At 34.5% G+C, this 24,727-nt stretch carries 15 protein-coding genes and 1 other RNA gene; 6 read left to right on the top strand and 10 right to left on the bottom strand.

The annotated features are described in order from the left end of the window. Positions 1-18 precede the first annotated feature (18 nt). From GKC53_02420 to ssrA, 4 genes are all read right to left on the bottom strand, one after another. Positions 19-270: a hypothetical protein gene (locus GKC53_02420; GenBank protein ID QRN41007.1), complete on the bottom strand. Its 252-nt coding sequence runs from the start codon at positions 268-270 to the stop codon at positions 19-21. A 624-nt stretch (positions 271-894) separates the two neighbouring features. Beyond that, positions 895-4,128: an AAA family ATPase gene (locus GKC53_02415; protein ID QRN41006.1), complete on the bottom strand. Its 3,234-nt coding sequence runs from the start codon at positions 4,126-4,128 to the stop codon at positions 895-897. A gap of 11 nt (positions 4,129-4,139) precedes the next feature. Further along, complete coding sequence (gene sbcD / locus GKC53_02410) at positions 4,140-5,375, bottom strand: exonuclease subunit SbcD (GenBank protein QRN41005.1); 1,236 nt, start codon at positions 5,373-5,375, stop codon at positions 4,140-4,142. A 406-nt stretch (positions 5,376-5,781) separates the two neighbouring features. Beyond that, positions 5,782-6,142: a transfer-messenger RNA gene (ssrA, locus tag GKC53_02405) on the bottom strand. Positions 6,143-7,043: 901 nt separating this feature from the next. Here ssrA and GKC53_02400 point away from each other — a divergent pair. Continuing rightward, positions 7,044-7,427, top strand: coding sequence for a hypothetical protein (locus tag GKC53_02400; protein QRN41004.1), 384 nt, complete (start codon positions 7,044-7,046; stop codon positions 7,425-7,427). 247 nt (positions 7,428-7,674) lie between these two features. On the opposite strand, the gene GKC53_02395 is transcribed toward GKC53_02400, so the two are convergent. Genes GKC53_02395 through rpe form a run of 3 tightly spaced genes read right to left on the bottom strand, consistent with a single transcriptional unit; the run spans position 7,675 to position 9,508 of the window. Then, the gene (locus GKC53_02395; protein ID QRN41003.1) at positions 7,675-8,118 is read right to left on the bottom strand and encodes a recombination regulator RecX; all 444 of its coding nucleotides are present in this window, start codon (positions 8,116-8,118) and stop codon (positions 7,675-7,677) included. 14 nt (positions 8,119-8,132) lie between these two features. After that, a complete protein-coding gene (locus GKC53_02390) occupies positions 8,133-8,834 on the bottom strand; it encodes a phosphoglycolate phosphatase (protein ID QRN41002.1) in 702 nt (233 codons plus the stop codon). Continuing rightward, entirely contained in the window at positions 8,831-9,508 is a 678-nt protein-coding gene (rpe, locus tag GKC53_02385; GenBank protein QRN41001.1) for a ribulose-phosphate 3-epimerase, read from the bottom strand. The genes GKC53_02390 and rpe overlap by 4 nt, the downstream gene beginning before the upstream one ends. Positions 9,509-9,755: 247 nt before the next feature. Between rpe and GKC53_02380 the strand changes: the two genes are divergently transcribed. Both GKC53_02380 and GKC53_02375 read left to right on the top strand, forming a co-directional pair. Continuing rightward, a complete protein-coding gene (locus GKC53_02380; protein QRN41817.1) occupies positions 9,756-11,072 on the top strand; it encodes an amino acid carrier protein in 1,317 nt (438 codons plus the stop codon). Positions 11,073-12,198: 1,126 nt separating this feature from the next. After that, entirely contained in the window at positions 12,199-13,845 is a 1,647-nt protein-coding gene (locus tag GKC53_02375; GenBank protein ID QRN41000.1) for a prepilin-type N-terminal cleavage/methylation domain-containing protein, read from the top strand. Positions 13,846-15,108: 1,263 nt separating this feature from the next. Here GKC53_02375 and GKC53_02370 read toward each other — a convergent pair. Further along, positions 15,109-15,324 carry a hypothetical protein gene (locus tag GKC53_02370; protein QRN40999.1) on the bottom strand — a complete coding sequence of 72 codons (216 nt, stop codon included), beginning with the start codon at positions 15,322-15,324 and terminating at the stop codon, positions 15,109-15,111. Positions 15,325-15,814: 490 nt separating this feature from the next. On the opposite strand from GKC53_02370, the gene GKC53_02365 reads away from it, so the two are divergent. Together GKC53_02365 and GKC53_02360 are read left to right on the top strand one after the other, a co-directional pair. Further along, the gene (locus tag GKC53_02365) at positions 15,815-17,596 is read left to right on the top strand and encodes a prepilin-type N-terminal cleavage/methylation domain-containing protein (protein QRN40998.1); all 1,782 of its coding nucleotides are present in this window, start codon (positions 15,815-15,817) and stop codon (positions 17,594-17,596) included. A 191-nt stretch (positions 17,597-17,787) separates the two neighbouring features. Continuing rightward, on the top strand, positions 17,788-19,470 hold the full coding sequence (locus GKC53_02360; protein QRN40997.1) for a prepilin-type N-terminal cleavage/methylation domain-containing protein: 1,683 nt from the start codon (positions 17,788-17,790) through the stop codon (positions 19,468-19,470). 1,398 nt (positions 19,471-20,868) lie between these two features. Here the strand turns inward: GKC53_02360 and GKC53_02355 are convergent. Further along, the gene (locus GKC53_02355; protein QRN40996.1) at positions 20,869-21,447 is read right to left on the bottom strand and encodes a hypothetical protein; all 579 of its coding nucleotides are present in this window, start codon (positions 21,445-21,447) and stop codon (positions 20,869-20,871) included. A gap of 283 nt (positions 21,448-21,730) precedes the next feature. Between GKC53_02355 and rnr the strand changes: the two genes are divergently transcribed. Further along, a complete protein-coding gene (rnr, locus tag GKC53_02350; GenBank protein QRN40995.1) occupies positions 21,731-23,998 on the top strand; it encodes a ribonuclease R in 2,268 nt (755 codons plus the stop codon). Between the two features lie 181 nt (positions 23,999-24,179). Here the strand turns inward: rnr and GKC53_02345 are convergent, their stop codons facing one another. Continuing rightward, a complete protein-coding gene (locus GKC53_02345) occupies positions 24,180-24,707 on the bottom strand; it encodes a prepilin-type N-terminal cleavage/methylation domain-containing protein (protein ID QRN41816.1) in 528 nt (175 codons plus the stop codon). Positions 24,708-24,727: the final 20 nt, after the last annotated feature.

Here is a 24,727-nt window from a genome sequence, read left to right as displayed (position 1 = left end):
ACCGAAAATAAAGAATCCTTATTTGGGAATAAAGGATTCTATTTTTATGCATATGACGAGGGATACCGGGCACCTTCCCCTGAAGATTTTTGGACCGCCGCCGAATGAAAATTCACCAAATGGAAATAGCCTAGGATCCTCGTCAAATTTTTTGACTATATCTGCATAGACCTCTTTTGAAAGAGGTTGTGGTGATGACGCATGCATTTGCGTACCTAGGAGCATTGCTATACAGCTTAATGGACTTAAAAATTTAGTTGATTTTTTCATATTTAAAATCCTTTCATTTCAAAATATTCCAATTTAAGTTAGGCTTATCTACAATCCAAACACGGTAGACAAACTGATAAGGAGCACCTAATGAGGAAATTTTTATTGTCATTGTATTGTCGATGATAGTAGTATGTTCTAAACAAAATCAATTTGATTGAAAGCCTTCCGGAGAAATTATATTAGTCAACTGATTAGGAAATGGTTAAAAGTACCGGTACCGTACAACAGCTTATTTAAAATAGAAAGCAATGGTAAGCTAATTATGATAGCTCAAATTAATTTAGATCCTAAAACTTAATAATGGACAGTTGAACAATGTAGGAGAAAATTATACTATTGAGCGTTCTTGTAAAATTCAGGTAGAGTATCCAAGGATTTTTAGATAAAGTTGTACAGGTAGCACACATATATCTTGGATGATCATTTTGAATTAAGACCTGATGTTAATATAGCCAAAGCTTATACACTCCAACAAATTAGGAGTGATAAGTGGGAGTAAAAATCTATTCTGTAATTATGCTGAGGAAGCTAATGAATTGAGGTATAGACCCCTATTCATTCATAGAATAAAACTAATTTGAGTGAGGGGGGGAATTAGCGTTACTAGAGTTAAATATGAAGTTAAAAACGTTTAACCCCTGGTCCTTTTAGTATGCTTTTACCACCAGAATTTGGCTTAACTTCGATTTGAGTCATGATTCTGTCTTTAAGTACGGGTACATGAGAGATAATACCTATCAATTTATTTTCCTGTTTTAGTTTGGCAAGAGTCTCTAGAGCAGCGTCTAATGTGTCTTCATCAAGAGTACCAAATCCTTCATCTAGGAATAAAGAATCTACTTTGAATTTTTGACTTGTCATGTTAGATAAGCCTAAGGCGAGTGCTAAACTGACCAGGAAACTTTCTCCACCAGACAAGTTTTTACTTGAACGCATTTCTCCAGCTTGATAGTTATCAATGACATCTAGTGTTAATGGAGTTTGTTTGCTCTGAATAAGTAAATAGCGGTCATTCATCTTTTGTAATTGTATATTGGCATTGGCAACCATTAATTCAAAAGTTAGGCTTTGGGCAAAATTACGATATTTTTTGCCGTCAGCCGAACCAATTAAATTACACAGTAAATCCCATTTTTCAAATTCTTGTTGTTGTAGTTGTAAACAGCCTTGTTCTTTTTGGTGGTACTGTTTAGCATCTTCATTAGTTTTTAATTGAGTTTTTATACTGCCAATAATTTGATTAGTATTGTTTATTTCTGTATTAATAATTTTAATGCGAGAATTTAAGGTATCAATAGAGTCATTGGTCATATTTTTTTCTAACTCCTGAGCAAGACGTTCGCTTCTGTCTTTGTATTGAGTGGTTAAGTTATTTTTTTGATCATAAATATTTTTTTCATTTTCAAGTAATCTATTTATTTCCTCATCAGTGAGTACACTATTTAAAAAATGTTTAAGATTTCTAAACCCCTGTTCTTGCAATGCCCAAGAAAAGGAGTTTTTTTCTTGGACAAACTCATCCTCATTACTGCCAATTTCTTTTTTGAGAGATTCAATATTGCCTTGTAATATATGTGCTTTTTCCTTTGATGATTGGATTTTATTAGTCATTGATCGATGATCTTCTTCCAATGTATGTAGATCTTGTTCAAGTTGTTGTTCTAATATGTTTGGGTCATCTTGTCCTAATAAGCCCTTGCGCTCCATATAGTTTTGTGTATAGATAGGGTATAGTTCATCGTACTGTTCTTTTAGATTCTGAATTCTTTGCTTTTTATGTTTTAGATCAATTTGAATGGTTTGTTGAGTTAAAAACTGTTCCTGCATAATTCTTTCTACATCATTTCTTTCTTTTTTTTTGCTCTCCCACAGAGTTACTCTGCTTTTCAATGAGGTTAATATAACTGAACTTTGTGTGGCGTCAAAAGGTGTGTTGTATATCTGTAAACCATTGGCTATTTTTTCTGTTAATTGTTTGATCTCAGATTCAGTTAAGTTGATGCTGTGTTGAATATTGGCTTGTTTATTCAGTAGATCGCGATATTCCTGATTTAATTCCTGGTTTTTCAACTCTATTTTTGTTTTGCTTTCAAAGATTTTTTGTAGAATTTGCGTATTGTCATCAATATTATCTTTTAGGCTTTCAGCTTGTTGGATCAATTGATTTAACGTTTCTATTGTATTGTTAATTTCTGGGCGTATACTACTCCCATTTATTTTATATGGATGATGAGTAGCACCACATAAAGGACAAGGCTCCCCATCTATTAGTTGATTGCGTTCTATATCTAGATCTTGAATTTTATTGGCTTGTAGCAATAAAGATTCTTTCTGTTTGCGGTAGAAAGCTAAAGATTGCCCAGCCAATAAATATTGTAATTCTTGATTTAGCTTTTTTATCTGGGTTTTAATAGATTCTTGTGATCTGACTTTGTCGTCATATTGAGCAATTACTGGATCAATTTCTTTGGCTTTGTCGGTTATTTGCTGCCAATATATTTTTTCTTGATCTCTATATTTTTTGTGATTTTCTTGTTTTTGGTGTAAAAGAGTGATGTTTTGTTCTATTGCATTTAATTCTTTAGTTAATGATTCATCTGATTGGTGGCGATCTAAAAAGTCATTTAGTGTGTTCAAAGACTGTTCGCTCTGCCATAATTTTTGGGATATGTCAGTCAATTTTTGATTTAAATTTTCTAAATCTTTTTGATTTGTATTTAAATCATTTTGAATTTGATGGATAATTCCTTGATCTTTTTGTAACTTATTGTCTATATGACGTACTTCTGTAAACAATTTAATTTTTTTGTGATAGTCAGATTGTGCTTGTTTTAGTTTTAATGTCTGCTTAGATAAGATTTGATTGTCATTTTCTAATAATGATTTAGTTTTATCTAATTCAGTACTTTTTTCTTGTAATTCTTTTTTATTACTTTTAATTTTTCGTTGTAAACCTCGCAAGTATTGATAACTTATACTTAATTTTTTTGCTTTTTGAGCCCAATCTAAGTGTTCTTTTTGTGGTGCAAAGTTCTGAATAGCTAAATCTAGCTTCTTTATTTGAGTGTTAATCTCTTGTATCTCTAGCCGGAGATTGGTGACACCCTTTAACCATCCTAGGGTAACTTCTACAGATTTTATTTTTTCTTGTAGTGATTCTATGTTATTGGTGTGTTGTTGTAGATCTTTTCGTAATGTTTCTTCTTTATGACTATCTAATACCTTGATCAGATTAATTTTATCTTTAATTTGTTGTAATTTTTCTTTTTCTTCTTTGTATCGTTTAAATACCTGTATGGATATTTCTGAATAAATATCTGTACCTGTTATTTGTTCTAGAATTTCTGATTTTTGCTCAGTATTGGCCTTTAAAAATTGGTCAAATTGTCCTTGAGCTAATAAAACAGCACGGGTAAAGCGATTGAAATCCATACCTGTTTTTTGTTCCACTATATTGGGAACTTGACTAATTTTAGAGTCAATAATTCGATTGGTACCGAAGTGTGCTATTTCATGTCTAGGAGTTTGTAAAGTACCATCAATTCGGTTATGTGAACGATGTTGTGCCCAATGTACACGATAGACACCCTCTTGTGTCTGAAGAACTACTTCAGAATAACATTCAGTGGTTTTTTTGGAAATAATTTCATTATTATTCTTAGTGATTTTACCTAGACGAGGTGTTTCAGCATAAAGGGCTAAACAAATAGCATCTAAAATAGTGCTTTTCCCTGCACCAGTGGGTCCGGTTAAGGCAAAAATACCATCAGAATCATAATTTGAATGAGTAAAATCAATTTGCCACTCTCCGTATAGAGAATTAAGATTTTTGAATCGAAGTTGTAGGATTTTCATAAGAGAGCTCTTTACTTGGCGTTGATGTCCTGATCATGTAAATTTTGCAGTATTTCTTGATAGGCAGATATTAGTAAGGGATGTTGATTTTCTGGTGTTTTATTCGCAGTAAGACTGCGCTTGAAAACATCAAGAGGTGTTAAATCCTGTAAATTTTCTTGTTGTTCTAAAGTATTCATCACCTGATTATAAGTTAAATTATTTTTTATTCTGAGAACTTTTAACTCAGATCCAAGGATGGCTTCTTCAATTTTTTCTCGTAATCTTGGTTCTCTTTCTTGACCAGTATATACAATTTCCAGCCATGCCTGACTGTGATTAATTTTTAATGATTCAATATTCTGCAGTATATCGTAGACATTCCCCTGGATGTAAACTAGTTCTTGAAAAACTGGGACTTTGATACTGCTAATATTAAAAGGACTTAGTGAAAAATCTAATAGAATAACTTGTTTGTTTTGAGTGCATTCACCAAAACCTATGGCAATGGGAGAACCGCTATAACGAATATGAGATTGTCTTGCTACAGTTTGAGGAATATGTAAATGGCCTAAGGCCACATAATCCAAATATTCTGGGAAAATATCTGACTTGATATGACTTAAAGAGCCCACATATAAGTCGCGTACACCATCTCCGTCAATCGTTTTAGCCCCATCTGTGAATAAATGACCCATGGCAATAATAGGAACTTTGATAGATAGATCTTGTTGGATAGTTTGTTGTAAGTTAAATGCGTATTCGCTAACTTCTTGATAATGTTTTTTTATACCATTTAATAAGTGTTGGTTTTTATCCTGAATACTTTCGCCAGATTCTAGAATGCGAATGTCTTTGTCACGTAAATAGGGGACGGCACATATAATTGCCTGTGGATTTTTTTTCTCATCTTGTAGCAAAAGTACTTCATCTTGACTGTTATCTGTTATTTGTCCTATGACAAAAATATTCAAATATTTTAGTAATTCTTTAGGAGCGTTCAAAAAAGTAGGAGAGTCATGATTGCCTGCAATAATAACAGTTTGACAATAGCGGGGGAGGTGATGTAGAAATTGGTAATATAATTTTTGTGCTTGATTACTAGGTGTATTAGTATCAAAAATATCTCCGCTAATCAATAATATTTCAATATGTTCTTTCCTAATTAGATTAACCAACCAATTTAGAAAAGATTCATATTCTGCATAGCGTTTTTGACCATATAGGGAGCGACCCAAGTGCCAATCAGAAGTATGTATTATTTTCATATTTTAGTAATACTGATATTGATAATATATTGTATGTTTTATTTTAATTTAATTCAAAAAGTACCGAAATAGATTCAACCAATATATTGTTTTAAAGGTATTAACTGATTCCCCTTTGATTGGTGGGTGAATTAGGTCAATAATAGTCAATTAGGATAAAACGGAACAATAATTGCCTGTATTCAATTTGATTGATACAAAAATTAGCAGATGAGTGTTGTCTGAAAACACTATTTTAGTTATTGAAATTTTTACATTTCATTAATATGAACTTGTTGTTTAAGAGACAGGTCAAGGTGCCACCGGGTTGTTTTTATATTTAAGATAGTCAACACGGAAGAGAATATATGTTGATTATTCAAATAAGACAGGTTTTAATTGGCTAATTAATTATAGTACTTTAATTTGGTGGAAGCGGGGGGAATCGAACCCCCGTCCGAAAATCCTCTACAAAGTGTTCTACATACTTAGTCTGGTCTATTTTATTTCGTTTTTGATTTAGCCGACAGACAGGCTGATCAAAACTAGTTACCTTAGATCTTATTTGTAGTTAAGTAACCCAACGACAAACCAGTCAATGTCTATGACATTGCGGTGGATTTTACCCCACACGGCCCATTGACCAACCGTTGCAACGGCTCAGCTTTACGCAGCTAGAGCAAAGTTTTCGTCGTTTGCGACTATTAGTTTTCAATGTTTTACGAGAGTTTGAGATCTCGGTATGCCCATCTTTGCTTTGCAATCCTCGTCGAAACCGTGTCGCCCCCTTATTAGTTTTAAGCAATAGGCTTATTCTAGCATAGAATATGGTTTATTGTCTTGGTGTATTGATTAGAGTTGTATTAATCTAATTTTAGTTCGATTGAAGTTTAAGATTGAACCCCCATTACCTACTTTGGGGCAAGACTGATGAGAGGTTGATAACATACCCAGTCATAAAAACATTACTAATGAGAGTGTCAATACTACTAAGTATTAGATATGTTTTAAAAGTATTCTAGTAATTTTAAACTAGTTGATCTGCTCTAAGGGGGAGGTTCCTTGCATAGAACTATTAGTATAGAACTATTAGTAGAGAATAGTAGAGAAACAGTCATAACTAGTAAAAATTAATTAAGTATTTCAATAGGATAGTCACAAATTACCACTTTATATCGAGTTATTAATCAAAACTTACCTAATAATACTCAAGAAATGGTATAGTATCTGTAATTGATTATGATTGAAATTATTGTTCAATGAGTCTTGCAATATTAGTCACATGGTAAGAATTTTTTAATATTATTTATATATTCTATAAACACCTTGTGTTAGTTAATAGTGATAGTAATGATATACATAATTAATAGCAGGAGTTTTTGGTACGATTGAAACAAATATTTAGAGTGGGAATTACTTTCAAGTGGTGATAAAAATATAGATATATTCTTTACATTAAAATCCACCTTTTGGTAAAGGATGGTTTGGCTGTGTTACTGTAGGTTATAAACATTTTCCTTGTAACATGGATCAAGATCATTTGATATGGTAGTAAACCATCAAGATGCAGAGTCGTACGTAATTGTTTTCCTAAATTTGATTTTGGTAGTTAATCTAGTTAGATGAAGCTTGATTTAGAAAGGCTAGTTATATGAAAAAAAATACTTATTGATAATAATATCTGTATTTTTGTTACAAACGAATACACATTCGGATACTGTTATAATATTTGGAAATGGCGGGGATGGTGGAACAGGAATAGGTAATAATGGTGCGCCTGGAGGGGGAATTGGTAACAATGGGGAATCTGGTGGTATAGGCATCGGTAATAGTGGAAAAAATGGAAACAATGATGGTGTGGTAATCACTTCTACTAAAGAGGATAAATGGGATAAAAAGGATAAAGACGGGAATAATAAACAAACCAGTAAAAAAGATAAAAAATGTAAGAAGTATGGTGATGGAGGAAATGGTGGTATAGGCATCGGTAATCATGGTGGGAAAGGAGGATTATGTGAAGATGGAGAAGATGGTGGTATTGGTATAGGAAAAATAGGAAAAGATGGTGAGTGAGATTTTCAACTAAGTTCCTGTAAAGAGATTATTATTGGTGCTGAATTAGAGTGGTGGTAGGCCGGCATATTGGGGTATATCCCAATATGCTATGGGATGGCTTTGAAAATCTACTCACCCTAGGTCGTAGAGTTTAGCTACAAAGCTTTTTTGTCCTTGGGATAGTACATCTTACTTTGTGGTTAGGTGAGTAGTCCACAAAAAGGGGGGTATTAGGTCATCTTGATTTAGTGTAATGATAATTAGGTTATTTTTTCTGGGTAAATTGATTAATCGAAGTGTAAGTTATTTCATTATCAAAACCTTTTGATTGTAGAAATCTAAAATATTTTTGTTTTGCTTCTGCTGTATTTTGAGCTGTTTTATATTTTTTATATAATAAATTAATGGCAACTTGTAATTGTGTAGAATTATCAGGTAATAAATATTCAAAATTTGAATCTTTGATTCCCTTATGATTTAAATCGTACTTTAGCTTCAGTGGTCCGTATTTATATTTTTTACTGTCGATTAGAGTCTTGATAAAACGTTCGTCAGATTGCCAACCATTGATTTGAAATTCATGTATTATTTCATCTACTAGATCTTGATCTGAGGTCATATGAGAAAGCTTATTTCTTAGTTCCCATTCACTGTATTCACGTCTAGTTAATAAGGTGAATAAATATTGCCTTAGTTGTTTTTTCTTCATACATGGCTATTTTTTTAAGGTTGTACTTTCTTAAACTCGTCGTATAATTTGCTAAATTCAGGGGTTAAAAACACGTAAGGTAGTTGTTGTGCTTGGGCAATCTTTTGTAGGTTGGGTTCATAACCGTAGGTAACACCTATAAATAGTGATTTCGCATTGTAAGCTGCTTTAATATCGTTAGTAGAGTCGCCGACCATAACTAGTTCACTAGGATGGATATTGAATATTTCAGTAACGTGATTTAATGGTAATGAGGAAGGTTTCTTCTCTGGGAGAGTATCACCACCTATGACGATACTAATATATTCTAGCAAACCTAAATTTTTTAAAATCTGGGTAGCAAACAATTCATTTTTATTAGTAATCACAGCTAAAGGGTAGCCCATTATTTTAAGCAATATGAGAACATCTTTGACGTCTTTATATGGGCGTGTATTATCAGTTAAGTGTTGTGCATAATGATTTAGATAATACTCAAAGCCTTTTTCCCATAAAGCTTCATTCACAGTTCCCTCTTTATTGCCAGCTAAGGCTCTATGTACTAGTTTTGCTAAACCGTCACCAACATAGGTTTCTAGAGTTTTAGTATCCATTGGAGGCATATCTAGATAGGTTCTCATTGCATTAGCAGAAAGAGTGAGATCGGTAATGGAGTCTACCAAAGTACCATCCAAATCAAAGGCAATGACTTTGGCCTGTTTTAATTCCGTTTTCATGTATTTTGTAATTCCTTTCTTAAGGACAAAATTGCTTGATGTCTATCTTTTTGATTAAAAATAGCAGAGCCAACCACAAAAATATTAGCACCAGCTTGAGCTATTTTCCTAATATTACTAGATTTAATACCACCATCTACTTGTATTTCTATGAGCCTAGAAGTGACGGCGTAGTATTGTTCACAGATTTTCTTAACGTGTTGAATTTTCTCAATTGTCTTAGGAATAAAAGATTGCCCCCCAAAACCTGGATTAACTGACATGATCAAAATATAGTCTAATTGGTCTAAGACAATATCGGATAATATATCCAGTGAGTTGGCCGGATTAAGTGCTAAACCAGCTTTTACGCCTTTATCCTTTATTAATTTTAAACTTCTGTGAACATGTTTACTTGCTTCAGGATGAAAGCTAATATAGTCGGCTCCTGCTTGTATGAAAGACTCTATTAGAGAATCAACTGGTTCAACCATTAGATGAACATCGATTGGCGTTGATTGGGTATAGGGTTTTATTGACTCACAAACCAACGGCCCAATGCTTAAATTAGGGACGTAATGATTGTCCATAACATCGAAGTGTATCCAATCAGCACCTGCCAATATTACTTCTTCAATCTCTTGTCCTAGTTTCGCAAAGTCAGCAGATAAAATACTTGGTGCTATTTTATACATGAAAAAGCATACCTTTTTAAAGATTTAAACTAACATTATAACTCATGTTTTCTAATTTCTGTTTTAAGTCTATAAAATTTACTAAAATACTAGTTTTTTATTGGTTTTTTAGAAAAAAATATTAACAATTTTCAATTAGTAGTGTATTTTATATTATGTATCTGTTGGATAATAAAGTGAGGTATTTCATATGGACAATATTTATACATTATTAGGCTTTTTAGAAAGCCAATTATGGGGTTCAGTCATGATAGTTCTATTACTAGGAACTGGATTTTTTTTAACTATTCGTTTAGGTTTTTTGCAATTTCGTAAGTTAGGTTATGCACTTAAACTAGTTTTTACACCCGCTAAAATTAATCAGAAAGATAAAGGAGATATTTCACATTTTGCCGCATTGATGACTGCATTATCAGCAACAATAGGTACTGGTAATATTGCAGGTGTGGCTACGGCAGTAGTATTTGGTGGTCCAGGGGCGGTTTTTTGGATGTGGGTAACAGCGTTAGTAGGTATGGTTACCAAGTATTCAGAAGCTTTGCTTGCAGTTAAGTACAGAGTTACTGATGATCAGGGTATGATTAGTGGAGGCCCTATGTATTACATTCAGAATGGACTCAATAAGAAATGGTTGGGTGTTTGTTTTGCAATATTTGCTACAATTGCTTCATTGGGAGCTGGTAGTTCGGTACAAGCTAACTCCATTGCTCAGTCTGTAAAGGAGTCATTTCATATTGATGTAGTAGTGACCGGTATTGTCATAACTACCCTTGCTGCGATTGTTATTTTGGGTGGTGTAAAGTTAATTGCTAGAGTGGCATCGTTTATTGTACCTTTTATGTCTGTTATTTATATATTAGGGGGACTGGCTGTTATTTTGGCTCACCTAGATATGATTATACCTGCCGTTAAATTGATTATTAATGATGCATTTACGGGCTCAGCTGTTGCAGGTGGCTTGGTTGGTAAAGTAGTACAAAGTGGTGTTTCTAGAGGTCTATTTTCTAATGAGGCTGGTTTGGGTTCAGCACCTATTGCAGCAGCTACTGCAAAAACCGATCATCCGGTAAGACAGGCTCTAGTTTCTATGACAGGTACTTTTTTTGATACTATCGTAATATGTAGTGTTACGGGTTTCGTTCTAGTCATTGGTTATTTACTTGCCGAAAGCTCTTTTCCTGTAGATCTTAGTGGAAATACATTAAATGGAGCAGCCTTGACAACAGTTATGTTCCAAACACTGTTACCAGGCCCAGGAGGCTGGATTGTGACTTTTGGATTAGTGTTTTTTGCTTTTTCAACCATATTAGGTTGGTCTTTTTATGGTGAAAAGTGTGTTCAATATTTATGGGGTAGAAAGGCTATTTTACCTTATCGTATTATGTATACTTTTTCTGTCATGTCAGGTTCTGTATTAACCTTAGATATGGTGTGGAGTTTTGCTAACATATCCAATGCACTGATGGCTATTCCTAATTTGCTTGCTTTACTATTCCTATCAGGAGTTGTAGTAGCAGAAACTAGGGATTTTTATAAGAAGAAGGATTTAAAGCAAATTCCTTAACCTTAAGTAGAGAAAAGCTATTTCCATAAGTAGTGTTGTATGCTCTTGATTGTGGTTCTTTTGGAGCTCTGTGGTTGGTGTTTTAAGGTTGTTGAGTATTGGGCTTTTGCTGTGTGTATGACCACTATCTATAGTTAATTGGCTAAATCACTGTGATTTGGTTATTCAAATCAATGATATGATGAGCTTTTGGAGTTGGATGAGTATTCAGAAAAACATTATTCTACTAAACCAGGATGTGGCTCAGAGTATCATTGGTCTATGACAACGCTAAAGGAGAAAGGCTTTAGACTGTGTAGCTTAAGATGATGGGAATAAATTCATTAGTGATTTAGAATATAAATGTAAAAAATTAGAAAAAAATATGATCTGATTAATAATCAGAGAAACCATATACTTACCTGTTTTTGGACATATTCATCATAAAGTTTTTGTGTATATAATGGAAACTATCCTTTCGGCTTGACTTCATCATAGTCTGACATCATTACTCAAAGCTTGTGCTATAGATTTTGGCCTATATTAAATAGGTAGCGTTGTAGCCCCATCGATTTTATAGTCACATTGTACAACATGTTCAATACCAAGGTTTGGTTATTGATATATTTACTAGCCTCTGTGAATTACCACTAGTATCAACACCACGACCATAAATAATCGTCACAACACAATTATTGGTATTTGTTTCAATAGAGGACTCATATCCTTACTTTCGTCATCTGAAATGACTAACTGAGCATAATGTTCAGTAGTAATCGTATTATTGACCTGTGTATAGGAATCCATACACTATCCATTTTATCAATTATCTGTAATCATTATCTTAACATTGGAAGCAGAAGAAAGAAAAGCTACTGCTAAGAGCCCAAAATAATTGTCATGAACATCCCTACTGTTTTCTTTAATAACCCCGCACCCAGAGGATTATTGGGGCAAATATTTACTGTAATATAAAGTATTTACTCAATATTTACTCAATAAATGACACAATCACCCAGGCACATCAGCCTGTCTTAACAATTTAGTTTTTTTTAAGGTTATTCCTGCTCCCATTTGGGAGCAGTTTATTAGCAGTTTATTAGTAGTTTTTAATTAATTTCTTTAATTTTTGAATAAGGATTGACGTATGAAAAAATTACAACAAGGCTTTACCTTAATTGAGACAATGGTCGTATTAGTCATTATCGGGATAGTAGCAGCGTTCACACTTCCTAGATTTTATGAATATATTGCTAAAACACAGGTAGCAGAAGGCATTCAAATGGCTACCAATGCCAAGATAACGATTACAGATAATTTGCAAAATGGACGTTGTACGGATCCCTATGCACAGGTCAATAATACGATTACTGGACGTTATGCACAGTTAGTCATTTCAGATGACCCAAGTAAGGATAAAGGCTCCTCTATTGAAACCAATACTAACGGTTGTGTGGTGACAATTACTTATGGTCGTGGTGTTGATGCTAGTGGTAACTCATCAGGGGTGAGTAAATATATCAATAACCAAACCTTGGTATTGAATATGTTGTACAACGGTAGCTATGAAATTGATGGGGCGACAACGCTACCTATTCAATATAGGCCAAAATCTATAGCACAAGCTTTAGGTAATAGTAATCAAGTATCATTAGAGTCCGATGAAGTTAAGGGAGAATCACTACTACCAGTTGTAAGTGATACTACGTCAGTAGCGGTATCAGAATCTGCTGAAGTGAAACCTGTAGAAGAGTCATCAACACCGGCTGTCAGTGGAATTACGCCAGTAGTGGCATCAGAATCTGATGAGGTGAACCCTGCAGAAGAGTCATCAACACCAGCTGTCAGTGAAACTACGCCAGTAGTAGTATCAGAATCTGCTGAAGTGAAACCTGTAGAAGAGGTATCAACAACATCTGTAGTTGATAGTACTCCGGTAGCGGTATCAGAGTCAGCTGAAGCGAAACCTGCAGAAGAGACATCAGCACCAGCTGTAGTTGATATTACTCCGGTAACGGTATCAGAGTCTGCTGAAGTGAAACCTGTAGAAGAGGTATCAACAACATCTGTAGTTGATAGTACTCCGGTAGCGGTATCAGAGTCAGCTGAAGCGAAACCTGCAGAAGAGACATCAGCACCAGCTGTAGTTGATATTACTCCGGTAACGGTATCAGAGTCTGCTGAAGTGAAACCTGTAGAAGAGGTATCAACAACATCTGTAGTTGATAGTACTCCGGTAGCGGTATCAGAGTCAGCTGAAGCGAAACCTGCAGAAGAGACATCAGCACCAGCTGTAGTTGATATTACTCCGGTAGCGGTATCAGAGTCAGCTGAAGCGAAACCTGCAGAAGAGACATCAGCACCAGCTGTCAGTGAAACTACGCCAGTAGTGGCATCAGAGTCAGCTGAAGCGAAACCTACAGAAGAGTCATCAACACCGGCGGTAAGTGAGACTACGCCAGTAGCCGTATCAGAATCATCTGAAGTAAAACCTAAAGAAAAGAGTGATGGTAAACGTAAATATGTGGAGTCAAGGCTTGATGATATAAGAAAATATGCAGAAAAAAAATTGGAGAACCAACCCCCTGAAATAGTCAATTATGGGATGGATGTCGTCAACAACTTACCAAAAAATCCTTACATAGCGCAACATCTTAATCCTAAACAATCAACTGTAAGTGATAATAATCAACCGGTGACATTGGAGCCTAAGGAGGTGAAACCTAAAGAAGGATCATTAAGTGACGATAATAAACAAGCGGCGTCAGAACCAGCTGTAGGTGGTAATACTTAAGCGGTGATGCGAGTTCGCTACATTCAAGCTTCCTGTGAAAAAACATAAATCTACTAATGGCCATCGGTCATTTTGTAGTGAAGCAGAATAACTTGACTTCTTCAAAGATCTAGCTGAATTAGCGTTTAATTTGGGTAATGAATCCAAAGTAATGCTGAGGAAACAATGTCAGAGTTCGATGCAGTCAAGAGTGAACACGAGCCCCCACAACCAACTCCCAAGGAATAAATAAGTGGGAAACATCGAGTCGTAACCTATTGTCTAACCCAATTCTCTTCTAGAGACACGAATGAAAACAAGGGGGAAAGAAAAGTTTCTCCACCAAAACGAACTCTAAGTATGATAAAAAAACAAATAATGTCGATGTAGTAGATGTGCCTACAGTCTCGCTACCCCAAAAGATGGGGTTAGTGAGGCTGATAATTACATTATTGGTCAATGAAATTTTCTTCTAATAAACTAGAATATATTTCCAAGTTCTATTTGTCACTATTTTCACCCAAGAAAAACTATTATTTTTTTTGGGAGATAATTTCGAAGGTTGAATCATACAATATTCTGTAGATGTGAAAAAATAATTTATACTTATTAAAATCACTATCGTCTATCCAAAAAGATCGTGATTGATACTGTAATATTTTTATTTAATCATAATAATGAATTAGATACTTATTTTTGACTTAAAAACGGAGAAATGTTGATTTTTTTTATTTTTAATATCCGGCTTACAGTTGTCAAAATTATTACACGAATTTGAGGCAACACAATATATTTAGCTATACTTTAATTAGATTCGATTATTAGAATGTCAAGAATAATCTTTATCTACATAATCAAAACAGTCATAACTTTTCTTTTTACCAGCATTGCTTGGTTTAATTCTATCTAAATTACCTTTTGTTTTTTTACATGCACTTTTTCAAGTTTTTTCTGAACCCCCCCCTCTAAAAATAGTGTTTGGAAAGAGGGGGGAATGGGTTAGTCAGTATTTTTTCATTATGACGACTTATGATAGTTTTGAGCTCATATTTTTTATTTAACCAGTTTAAGTGAAACATTCACTCAACAGTTTTATCCTAGAAGGAATAGTTCACTATTAATACCCAGAACCGAATACAATGTTGAATCGATGGTTTGTCAAATTAGTGGTGTCGCAAAATTATACTTCTTACTTAGAGTTTGATACTTCATCGATGATTTTATATTTAGGGTCATCTACCACATAGGTTCATATACTGTTAGTCATGGCTTAACTTGGATTTTTTACAGATTTTGGCCTGTATTGAATAGGTAGCGTTGTAGCCCCATCGATTTCATAGTCACATTGTAAAACATATTCAATACCAAGGTTTGGTTATTGATATATTTACTAACCCCTGATGAGTTACCACTAGCATCAACACTACGACCATAAATAATTATCACAACACAATTATTGGTATTTGTTTCAATAGAGGACTTTATCCTTACTTTCGTCATCTGAAATGACTAACTGAGCATAGCATCCAGTAATCGTATTATTGACCTGTATACAGGAATCCATACACCATCCATTTTATCAATTATCTGTAATCATTATCTTAACATTGGAAGCAGAAGAAAGAAAAGCTACTGCTAAGAGCCCAAAATAATTGTCATGAACATCCCTACTGTTTTCTTTAATAACCCCGCACCCAGAGGATTATTGGGGCAAATATTTACTGTAGAAATAAAATTTTAGGATTATCAGGAATTAGAAATAAATTGATGATTAATCAAAATTAAATTGACACTAAGAGTAGCGAGTACCTGATCATAAATTTAATATTGAGTATTTACTCAATATTTACTCAATAAATGACACAATCACACTAATACATCAGTTTGTTTTGACAATTTAGTTTTTTTAAGGTTACTGCCACTCCCATTTGGGCGTAGTTTATTAGCAGTTTTTAATTAATTTCTTTGTTTTTTGAATAAGGATTGACGTATGAAAGAATCACAGAAAGGCTTTACCTTAATTGAGACAATGGTCGTATTGGTCATTATCGGGATAGTGGCAGCGTTCACACTTCCTAAATTCTATGAATATATTGCTAAAACACAGGTAGCAGAGGGCATTCAAATGGCTACCAATGCTAAGATAACGATTACAGATAATTTGCAAAATGGACGTTGTACGGATCCCTATGCACAGGTTAATAATACGATTACCGGACGTTATGCTCAGTTAGTCATTTCAGATGACGAAAGTAAGGATAAAGGCTCCTCTATTGAAACCAATACCAATGGTTGTGTGGTGACAATTACTTATGGTCGTGGTGTTGATGCTGGTGGTAACTCATCAGGTGCTAGTAAGTATATCAATAACCAAGCCTTGGTATTGAATATGTTGTACAACGGTAGCTATGAAATTGATGGAGCGACAACGCTACCTATTCAATATAGGCCAAAATCTATAGCACAAATTTTGGGTAATAATAAGCAAGTATTATTAGAGTCCGATGAAGTGACACCTGCAGAAGAGTTATCAATACCAGCTGTCAGTGAAACTGCTCCAGTAGCGGTATCAGAATCAGCTGAAGCGAAACTTGCAGAAGAGGCATCAGCACCGGCTGTCAGTGAAACTACACCAGTAGCGGTATCAGAATCAGCTGAAGCGAAACTTGCAGAAGAGGCATCAGTACCGGCTGTCAGTGAAACTACACCAGTAGCGGTATCAGAATCAGATGAAGTGAACCCTATAGCGTTACCAACATCAGTTGTAAGTGATGCTACTCCAGTGGTGTCGTCAGAATCCGAGGAGGTTCAGCCTACGGAAGCGTTATCAACGCCAGTTGTAAGTGAAAATACGCCAGTAGCGGTATCAGAATCAGCTGAAGCGAAACTTGCAGAAGAGGCATCAGTACCGGCTGTCAGTGAAACTACACCAGTAGCGGTATCAGAATCAGATGAAGTGAACCCTATAGCGTTACCAACATCAGTTGTAAGTGATGCTACTCCAGTGGTGTCGTCAGAATCCGAGGAGGTTCAGCCTACGGAAGCGTTATCAACGCCAGTTGTAAGTGAAAATACGCCAGTAGCGGTATCAGAATCAGCTGAAGTGACACCTGCAGAAGAGGTATCAACACCAGCTGTCAGTGAGACTGCCCCAGTAGCGGTATTAGCATCTTCTGAAATGAAAAAACCTCCAGAAGAGGTAGCAATACCGGCTGTCATTGAGACTAATGAAGTGGCAGAACCAGAGTTCGAGGAAGTGAAACCTGCAGAAGAATCACTAGCATCAGCTGTCATTGATACTAATGAAGTGGCACAACCAGAGTTCAAGGAAGTGAAACCTGCAGAAGAATCACTAGCATCAGCTGTCATTGATACTAATGAAGTGGCAGAACCAGAGTTCGAGGAAGTGAAACCTGCAGAAGAATCACTAACATCAGCTGTCATTGATACTAATGAAGTGGCAGAACCAGAGTTCAAGGAAGTGAAACCTGTAGAAGAAGTATCAACATCAGCTGTAAGTGAGACTATTCAAGCAGCAGGGTCAGAGTCTGAGCAAATCAAGCCTTCTAAAAAAGATAAGCCTCCTAAAAAATATAAATATAATGGTACTTTTATTAACCCTATGTCATATAGTCAAATAGAACTGCTTGACTTCCCAGGTTTAGAGGAGTGGAAGAATAAACAATTCACCTTGGATCCTAGAGTTAAAGAGTCTGATAAAGCTAAGAGTAAGCAAACGAAAACTTCGAGTAATGATAGTAAAAGTGGATAACGTCATGTCTTAAACCTACCATCATGATACCGATGTAGTAGATGAGCCTATATGTATAAAGTTATCGATGAGAAATCTTATTTTGATATGGAAAACATGAATCTAGGGGGGGTTACTGTCGATCCAATTTTGGGATAAGTTTATTAGCAGCTTTTAATCAATTTCTTTGTTTTTTGAATAAGGATTGACGTATGAAAGAATCACAGAAAGGCTTTACCTTAATTGAGGTAATGGTCGTATTGGTCATTATCGGGATAGTGGCAGCGTTCACACTTCCTAGATTTTATGAATATATTGCTAAAACGCAGGTAGCAGAAGGCATTCAAATGGCTACCAATACTAAGATAACGATTACAGATAATTTGCAAAATGGACGTTGTACGGATCCCTATGCACAGGTCAATAATACGATTACTGGACGTTATGCTCAGTTAGTCATTTCAGATGACCCAAGTAAGGATAAAGGCTCCTCTATTGAAACCAATACCAATGGTTGTGTGGTGACAATTACTTATGGTCGTGGTGTTGATGCTAGTGGTAACTCATCAGGGGTGAGTAAATATATCAATAACCAAACCTTGGTATTGAATATGTTGTACAACGGTAGCTATGAAATTGATGGGGCGACAACGCTACCTATTCAATATAGGCCAAAATCTATAGCACAAATATTGGGTAATAATAAGCAAGTATTATTAGAGTCCGATGAAGTGACACCTACAGAAGCGGTATCAACACCAACTGTCAGTGAAACTACACCAGTAGCGGTATCAGAGTCTGCTGAAGTGACACCTACAGAAGCGGTATCAACACCGGCTGTCAGTGAAACTGCTCCAGCAGTGAGATCAGAATCAGCTGAAGTGAAACCTGTAGAAGAGTCATTAGCACCAGACGTAAGTGAAACTTCGCTAGCAGTGACACCAAGATCTGATGAAGTGAAACTTGCAGAAGAGTTATCGATACCAGTTATAAGTGATAGTACGCCAGTAGTGGTATCAGAGTCTGCTGAAGCGAACCCTACAGAAGAGGTATCAAAACCAGCTGTCAGTGAAACTACACCAGTAGTGGTATCAGAGTCTGCTGAAGCGAACCCTACAGAAGAGGTATCAACACCAGCTGTCAGTGAGACTATACCAGCAGTGGCATCAGAATCTGCTGAAGTGACGCCTACAGAAGAAGCATCAAAACCGGCGGTAAGTGAAAATACGCCAGTAGAGGTATCAGAATCAGCTGAAGTGACACCTGCAGAAGAGGCATCAACACCAGCTGTCAGTGAGACTACGCCAGTAGTGTCATCAGAATCTGTTGAAGTGAGGCCTGAAGAAGAATCATTAGCACCAGATGTAAGTGATAATAGTCAAGGAATGACATTAGATTTCGAAGAAGAGTCCGAAGAAGATTCGTTATCCAGAATGACTGAAGAAGATATTGAACTAATCGATTCATATGGATTTCTTACAGAAGAATATTTGAAAATTAAGCAACGATGCAAAAATTCACAGAATCTTCCAGACTGCGTTCAAAAAATTTTTTCTGAAGAACAGTCATCAATACTAACTCTACATGACATACAACTAATGAATTCACATAGACTATTTGAAGAAGAATATTTAAACTTGAAGAAACAATGTAAAAATTCACAGAATAATTCACAGAATCTTGAAGACTGCATAAAAAAACTTTTATCTAAAAAAGAGGGGATTGATTTTTTCAGGAGTAGCAAAGAAGAATTAGATTCATATTTTAGGCACCATGCTACTGAAGATAGCTATGATGAAGGACCTCCTGATATCATAGCACCACCATCAAATAATGATAATAAACAAGATGATGATGATCCTGTACCATTTTACATTAGAAGAAGCTGGCACTAATGTTGAGTATTATCACTCAATAGTTGGTGTTGATAACTATTCTTCCCAGATATTTATAGTACTTTGACAGTCTCGCTACCCTAAGGATGGGGTCATCGAGGCTGGTAATTACATCATTGGTCTGGTCAATAAAATTTTCTAAAAAATATAAATAAACTAGAGAAACCAAGTAACGCTGGTAAAAAGAAAAGTTATGACTGTTTTGATTATGTAGATAAAGATTATTCTTGACATTTTAATAATCTAATCTAATGCAGTATAGCTAACTATATTGTGTTTCCTCAAATTTGTGTAATAATTTTGACAACTGTAGCCGGATATATTAAAAATAAAAAAATCAACATTTCTCTGTTTTAAGTAAAAAATAAGTATCTAACTCATTATTATGATTAAATAAAAATATTACAGTATCAATCACGATTTTTTTGGATAGACGATAGTGATTTTAATACGTGCAAATTATTTTTTTACATCTACAGAATATTATATTATTCAAACTTCTAAATTATTTCAAAAAAAATAATAGATTCTCTCGGGTGGAAATAGTGCCAAATTGAACTTGGAAATATATTATCCAAATTACCTTTTGTTTTTTACATGCATTTTCTCAAGTTTTTTCTGAATATTCTCTAAAAATAGTGTTTGGAAAGAGGGGGGGATAATGGGTTAGTCAGTATTTTTTCACTATGGCAACTTATGATAGTTTTGAGCTGATATTTTTTTATATTAACCAGTTAAGTGAAACACTCAATCAACAGTTTTATCCTAGAAGGAATAGTTCACTATAAATACTTAATACCCAGAGCTAAATACAATGTTGAATCGATAGTTTGTCAAATTATTGGTGTCGCAAAATTATATTTCTTATGTTTCATCGATGATTTTATATCTAGAGCTATCTACCACATAGGTTCATATACTGTTAGTTATGTATTTTTTACAGATTTTGGCCTATTGAATAGGTGGCGTTGTAGTCCCATCATAGCTACCGTTGTACAACATATTCAATACCAAGGTTTGGTTATTGATATATTTACTAACCCCCTAATGAGTTACCACTAGCATCAACACTGTGACTATAAATAATTGTTACCACACAATCATTGGTATTCGTTTTAATAAGCAGCCTTTATCTTTACTTGAGTTCTCTGAAATGAATAATTGGGTGAACGGCTATTAATTGTATTATTCTGTCTATTTTGTAAATTATATGCTCTAAAAGATATTTTCTTTTCACAGAAATATTCCAATCATCTGTTCAGAACAAATCATAAGAAAGTGATACAGTGAACTTCACATAAGACTTACGAATGATTGACTGTTGTGTGATGTTGTCTCTTGATTTTTTGAATAGCTTATCGTGAGGTATCACAAATAAAATGAAAGGTAGGATTTTTTTTATGATAATTTTTTAATAATAGAAATGACAATACCTATAATTTTCATCTTATCATCTTGCTTAAGTTGGATGATAGGGTACTTTTCTAAAGTATTTTCACTCATTAATACAATATGACCATTATCAAAATGGAGTCTTTTAACAGTAAAGCTATCATTTAATTGGATAACAATAATATCTTTTTCTTTAGGATACACTTTGGTTTTGAGAATAAGTAAATCTCCTGCATTAATTCCGGCATCTACCATGGAATTATCTTCTGCATGAACTCCAATAATATCTCTATCATTACCAGATAAATATTCATTAAGGTCAATGACTCCAATATTAGGCTCAGTAGATCTGGATCTTACTGGGCTTGAGACAATAGGTATTTTATGAGAGAAGTTATTTAATAAGAATGAATTTTTAGGAAGACGTTCAGAGGGAACAAGATTTTTTAACTGATCAAGGAAATCATCAATAACTGGAATCGCTGAAAGAGGAACTCTCTTCACCACTGTTGGTTCTTTAAATATGCCAGTTCCTTTTTTCCGACCGGCACCAGTTCTTTTGCCACCACGACCTGTTTGAGACATAGAATTACTATATTTTGATTGTTGTAACAAAATTTATTATACTGTTTCTGGTATGAACGTCAACCTGTACAATATTAGATTATGAAAAATACTGTATTGATTCTATCCATTCGCCGTAATGACCTTGTACTATGTTGTAAACTACATAAAATTATTTACGAGTTGTTTAATAAATTTATTTATATTTTTTTATGTATAATGAAAAGAGTTTTTAACTATTTTGTATGAGTTTAGAAATTATTTTAAATAATGAAAGTTTCTATTCATTCAATAAAGGCGAATTATGTCTGTATCCAAAAAACAATCGATAAGATTAAGTGATCCTAATTTATCAAGAGAAAGAAAGAAGTATAGAAATCCTATCCCAAGTAGAGAATGGATTTTACAAGTATTAAATAATCAGCAAGCACCTGTCTGTTATGATGATTTAGTAGCATTACTAGATATTATGCCTACAGAAGATACTGCATTTCGCCATCGAATGAAAGCGATGGTTAGAGACGGGCAATTGTATATTAATCATCATAATATAATTTGTGTGACAGATAAGACTCAACTAGTTAAATGTCGTGTACAGGGACATAAAGATGGTTATGGATTTGCAATACCAATGGATGATATCGGTAAACCTGATTTTTTCCTAAGTGAGAAGCAAATGCGTTCCTTAATGCATGGTGATGTTGTTACTGTGCGAGCAACTTTCTATGATAAACGAGGCAGAATAGAAGCTACAGTAGTAGAAATTTTAGAAAGAAAAACTAAAGAACTAGTTGTTAGACTTTATGTTGAGGGAGGTATGTTTATTGCAGTGCCAGAAGACAAGCGTATTACACACAAAATTTTATTACCCAATGAAAATGTATCAGCAATTATGTCTGGTGAGGTAGCGGTTATTGAGATTGACAGCTATCCCAATGGTGTCATTTTAGCGACAGGTCATGTTAAAGAAATTTTGGGTGGTTATGATGAACCTGGAATGGAAATTGAAATTGCAGTGAGAAAGTATGATTTACCCCATACTTTTTCCGATAAGACATTAACCGAGGTGGCTAGTATACCTTCTTTTGTTATAAAAGAACAAGTTGAGAATAGAAGAGATATCCGCTCTTTTCCATTAGTTACCATTGATGGTGAATCAGCACGAGATTTTGATGATGCTGTTTATGCAGAAAAAAACCATCAAGGTTATCGTCTAGTAGTAGCAATTGCAGATGTGAGTCATTACGTAAGACCGAATACAGCAATGGATCAAGATGCTTACAAAAGAGGTACGAGTGTTTATTTCCCACGTAGAGTAATTCCAATGCTTCCCGAAGCACTTTCTAATGGCATATGTTCATTAGTGCCCAATCAAGATAGGCTATGTATGGTCTGTGATATGAAAATTAGTTCTTCTGGTGTGATTTGTGGTTATGAATTTTATCCAGCAATCATGAGGTCTCATGCGAGACTAACCTATACCGAAGTTTGGTATCATTTATCTTCAGGTGGTAATTATCCTTTTAAAGTAGAGTTGGAGACTTTGTATGAAGTCTATCATGTGTTAGAGAAGCAGAGAATTCAACGCGGAGCTATTGATTTTGATAGCTCACAGACTCAGATGATTTTTGATGAAAATAATAAAATTAAGCAAATTATACCTGAAGTCAGGAATGATGCTCATAAAATTATTGAAGAATGTATGTTAGCTGCTAATGTATCAGCAGCTGACTTTATTTTAAAAAATAAGAGTCAAAGTTTATTCCGAGTACATGAAGGTTCTACAAAGGAAAAATTACAAATATTGAAAGCACAATTAAGTTTGTTGGGATTGAGTTTGAATAATTACGATGATCCTAAACCCATTGATTATGCAATGTTGATGAGTCAACTAGATAATAGAGAAGATAAAGATTTGATTCAGACGATGTTATTAAGATCTATGCAACAGGCGGTTTACCAGCCAGATAATATAGGTCATTTTGGCTTAGCGTATGATGCTTATACACACTTTACTTCTCCTATTAGGCGTTACCCTGATTTATGTGTGCATCGTAGTATTAAAGGTATCTTAAAACAAGAGGTCTATCAACCTAAATCATGGGTTGAAATAGGGGTGCATTGTTCCTACACAGAGAGAAGAGCTGAAGATGCGTCTAGGGATGTAGAAAAATGGCTTAAAACGTATTACATGCGAGATAAGATAGGTGAAATTTATGAAGGAACAATTAATGGGCTGACTAATTTTGCTGTATTTGTTACATTAAAGGCGTTTCATGTTGAGGGTATGATACATATTTCAGATCTAGGTCAAGATTATTTTAACTATATTCCAGAACAATTATCTATTGTGGGGGAACGTACAAAAATTCGTTTTACCATGGGAGATAATGTCATCGTTAAAGTAGCACAGGCAGATTTAGATACTTGTAGGATTGACTTAGTATTAGTCTCCGGGGGTAGAAAAAAAGATGTAAACGAAGAACTATTGTCAATGAATAAGCAAAATCATAAAAATAAAAAAAAATCATCTCGTCATAAACACAAACGCAAAAAAAACAAATCTAAATAATAATATGATTACTATCTTGATGAAATATGCTAGACATTATAGAAATACTACTGTTATACGTAACATAAAGGGATTTGATTACGAAGTTTAAAAAGTTTATTATTTGATTGGTGTCAAACAAAGTATTAAAAGAGTAAAGTGAAATAATAAAAAAAACAGCACATTTGTGCTGTTTTTTTTATTATTTAATTTGAGCATTACTGTTATCAGAATTATCATTTTTATCAGGAACTGGTGCTATAGACTTTGGCCTATATTGCATAGGAAGTGTTGTAGTATCATCGATTTGATAGCTACCGTTGTGCAGCATATTTAAAACCAAGGTTTGGTTGTTGATATACCTACTAACACCTGATGGTTTACCACTAGAATCAACACCACGACCATAAGTAATTGTTACAACACAACCATTGGTATTAGTAGCAACATCCGGACTTTTATCTTTACTTTCGTCTTCTGAAATGACTAATTGGGCGTAACGGCCAGTAACTGTATTGTTGGCTTCTACATATGGATCTATACACCGTCTATTTTGTAAATTATCAGTAATGCTTATCTTAGCATTGGTAGCCATTTGAATTCCTTCTGCTACCTGTGCCTTAGCAATGTATTCCTGGAATTTAGGAAGTGCAAATGCTGCCATTATGCCGATAATGACTAATACGATCATCATTTCAATTAAGGTAAAGCCTTTTTGTAATTTTTTCATATGTAAGTTCTCCTAGATAG

The sequence above is a fragment of the Neisseriaceae bacterium genome, assembly GCA_016864895.1.
Taxonomy (GTDB): Bacteria; Pseudomonadota; Gammaproteobacteria; order Burkholderiales; family Neisseriaceae; genus QFNR01.
Note: the sequence above shows the minus strand (reverse complement) of the source record. Positions and strands in the feature narration are given on the sequence as shown.

Excerpts from the sequence above, each read along its gene's own strand:
- rnr (QRN40995.1), top strand. The coding sequence starts at position 21,731 with ATGTCTGTATCCAAAAAACAATCGATAAGATTAAGTGATCCTAATTTA.
- GKC53_02420 (QRN41007.1), bottom strand. The coding sequence starts at position 270 with ATGAAAAAATCAACTAAATTTTTAAGTCCATTAAGCTGTATAGCAATG.
- sbcD (QRN41005.1), bottom strand. The coding sequence starts at position 5,375 with ATGAAAATAATACATACTTCTGATTGGCACTTGGGTCGCTCCCTATAT.
- GKC53_02360 (QRN40997.1), top strand. The coding sequence starts at position 17,788 with ATGAAAGAATCACAGAAAGGCTTTACCTTAATTGAGGTAATGGTCGTA.
- GKC53_02380 (QRN41817.1), top strand. The coding sequence starts at position 9,756 with ATGATAGTTCTATTACTAGGAACTGGATTTTTTTTAACTATTCGTTTA.
- GKC53_02415 (QRN41006.1), bottom strand. The coding sequence starts at position 4,128 with ATGAAAATCCTACAACTTCGATTCAAAAATCTTAATTCTCTATACGGA.
- GKC53_02395 (QRN41003.1), bottom strand. The coding sequence starts at position 8,118 with ATGAAGAAAAAACAACTAAGGCAATATTTATTCACCTTATTAACTAGA.
- GKC53_02365 (QRN40998.1), top strand. The coding sequence starts at position 15,815 with ATGAAAGAATCACAGAAAGGCTTTACCTTAATTGAGACAATGGTCGTA.
- GKC53_02355 (QRN40996.1), bottom strand. The coding sequence starts at position 21,447 with ATGTCTCAAACAGGTCGTGGTGGCAAAAGAACTGGTGCCGGTCGGAAA.
- GKC53_02375 (QRN41000.1), top strand. The coding sequence starts at position 12,199 with ATGAAAAAATTACAACAAGGCTTTACCTTAATTGAGACAATGGTCGTA.
- GKC53_02390 (QRN41002.1), bottom strand. The coding sequence starts at position 8,834 with ATGAAAACGGAATTAAAACAGGCCAAAGTCATTGCCTTTGATTTGGAT.
- rpe (QRN41001.1), bottom strand. The coding sequence starts at position 9,508 with ATGTATAAAATAGCACCAAGTATTTTATCTGCTGACTTTGCGAAACTA.
- GKC53_02345 (QRN41816.1), bottom strand. The coding sequence starts at position 24,707 with ATGAAAAAATTACAAAAAGGCTTTACCTTAATTGAAATGATGATCGTA.
- GKC53_02370 (QRN40999.1), bottom strand. The coding sequence starts at position 15,324 with ATGACGAAAGTAAGGATAAAGTCCTCTATTGAAACAAATACCAATAAT.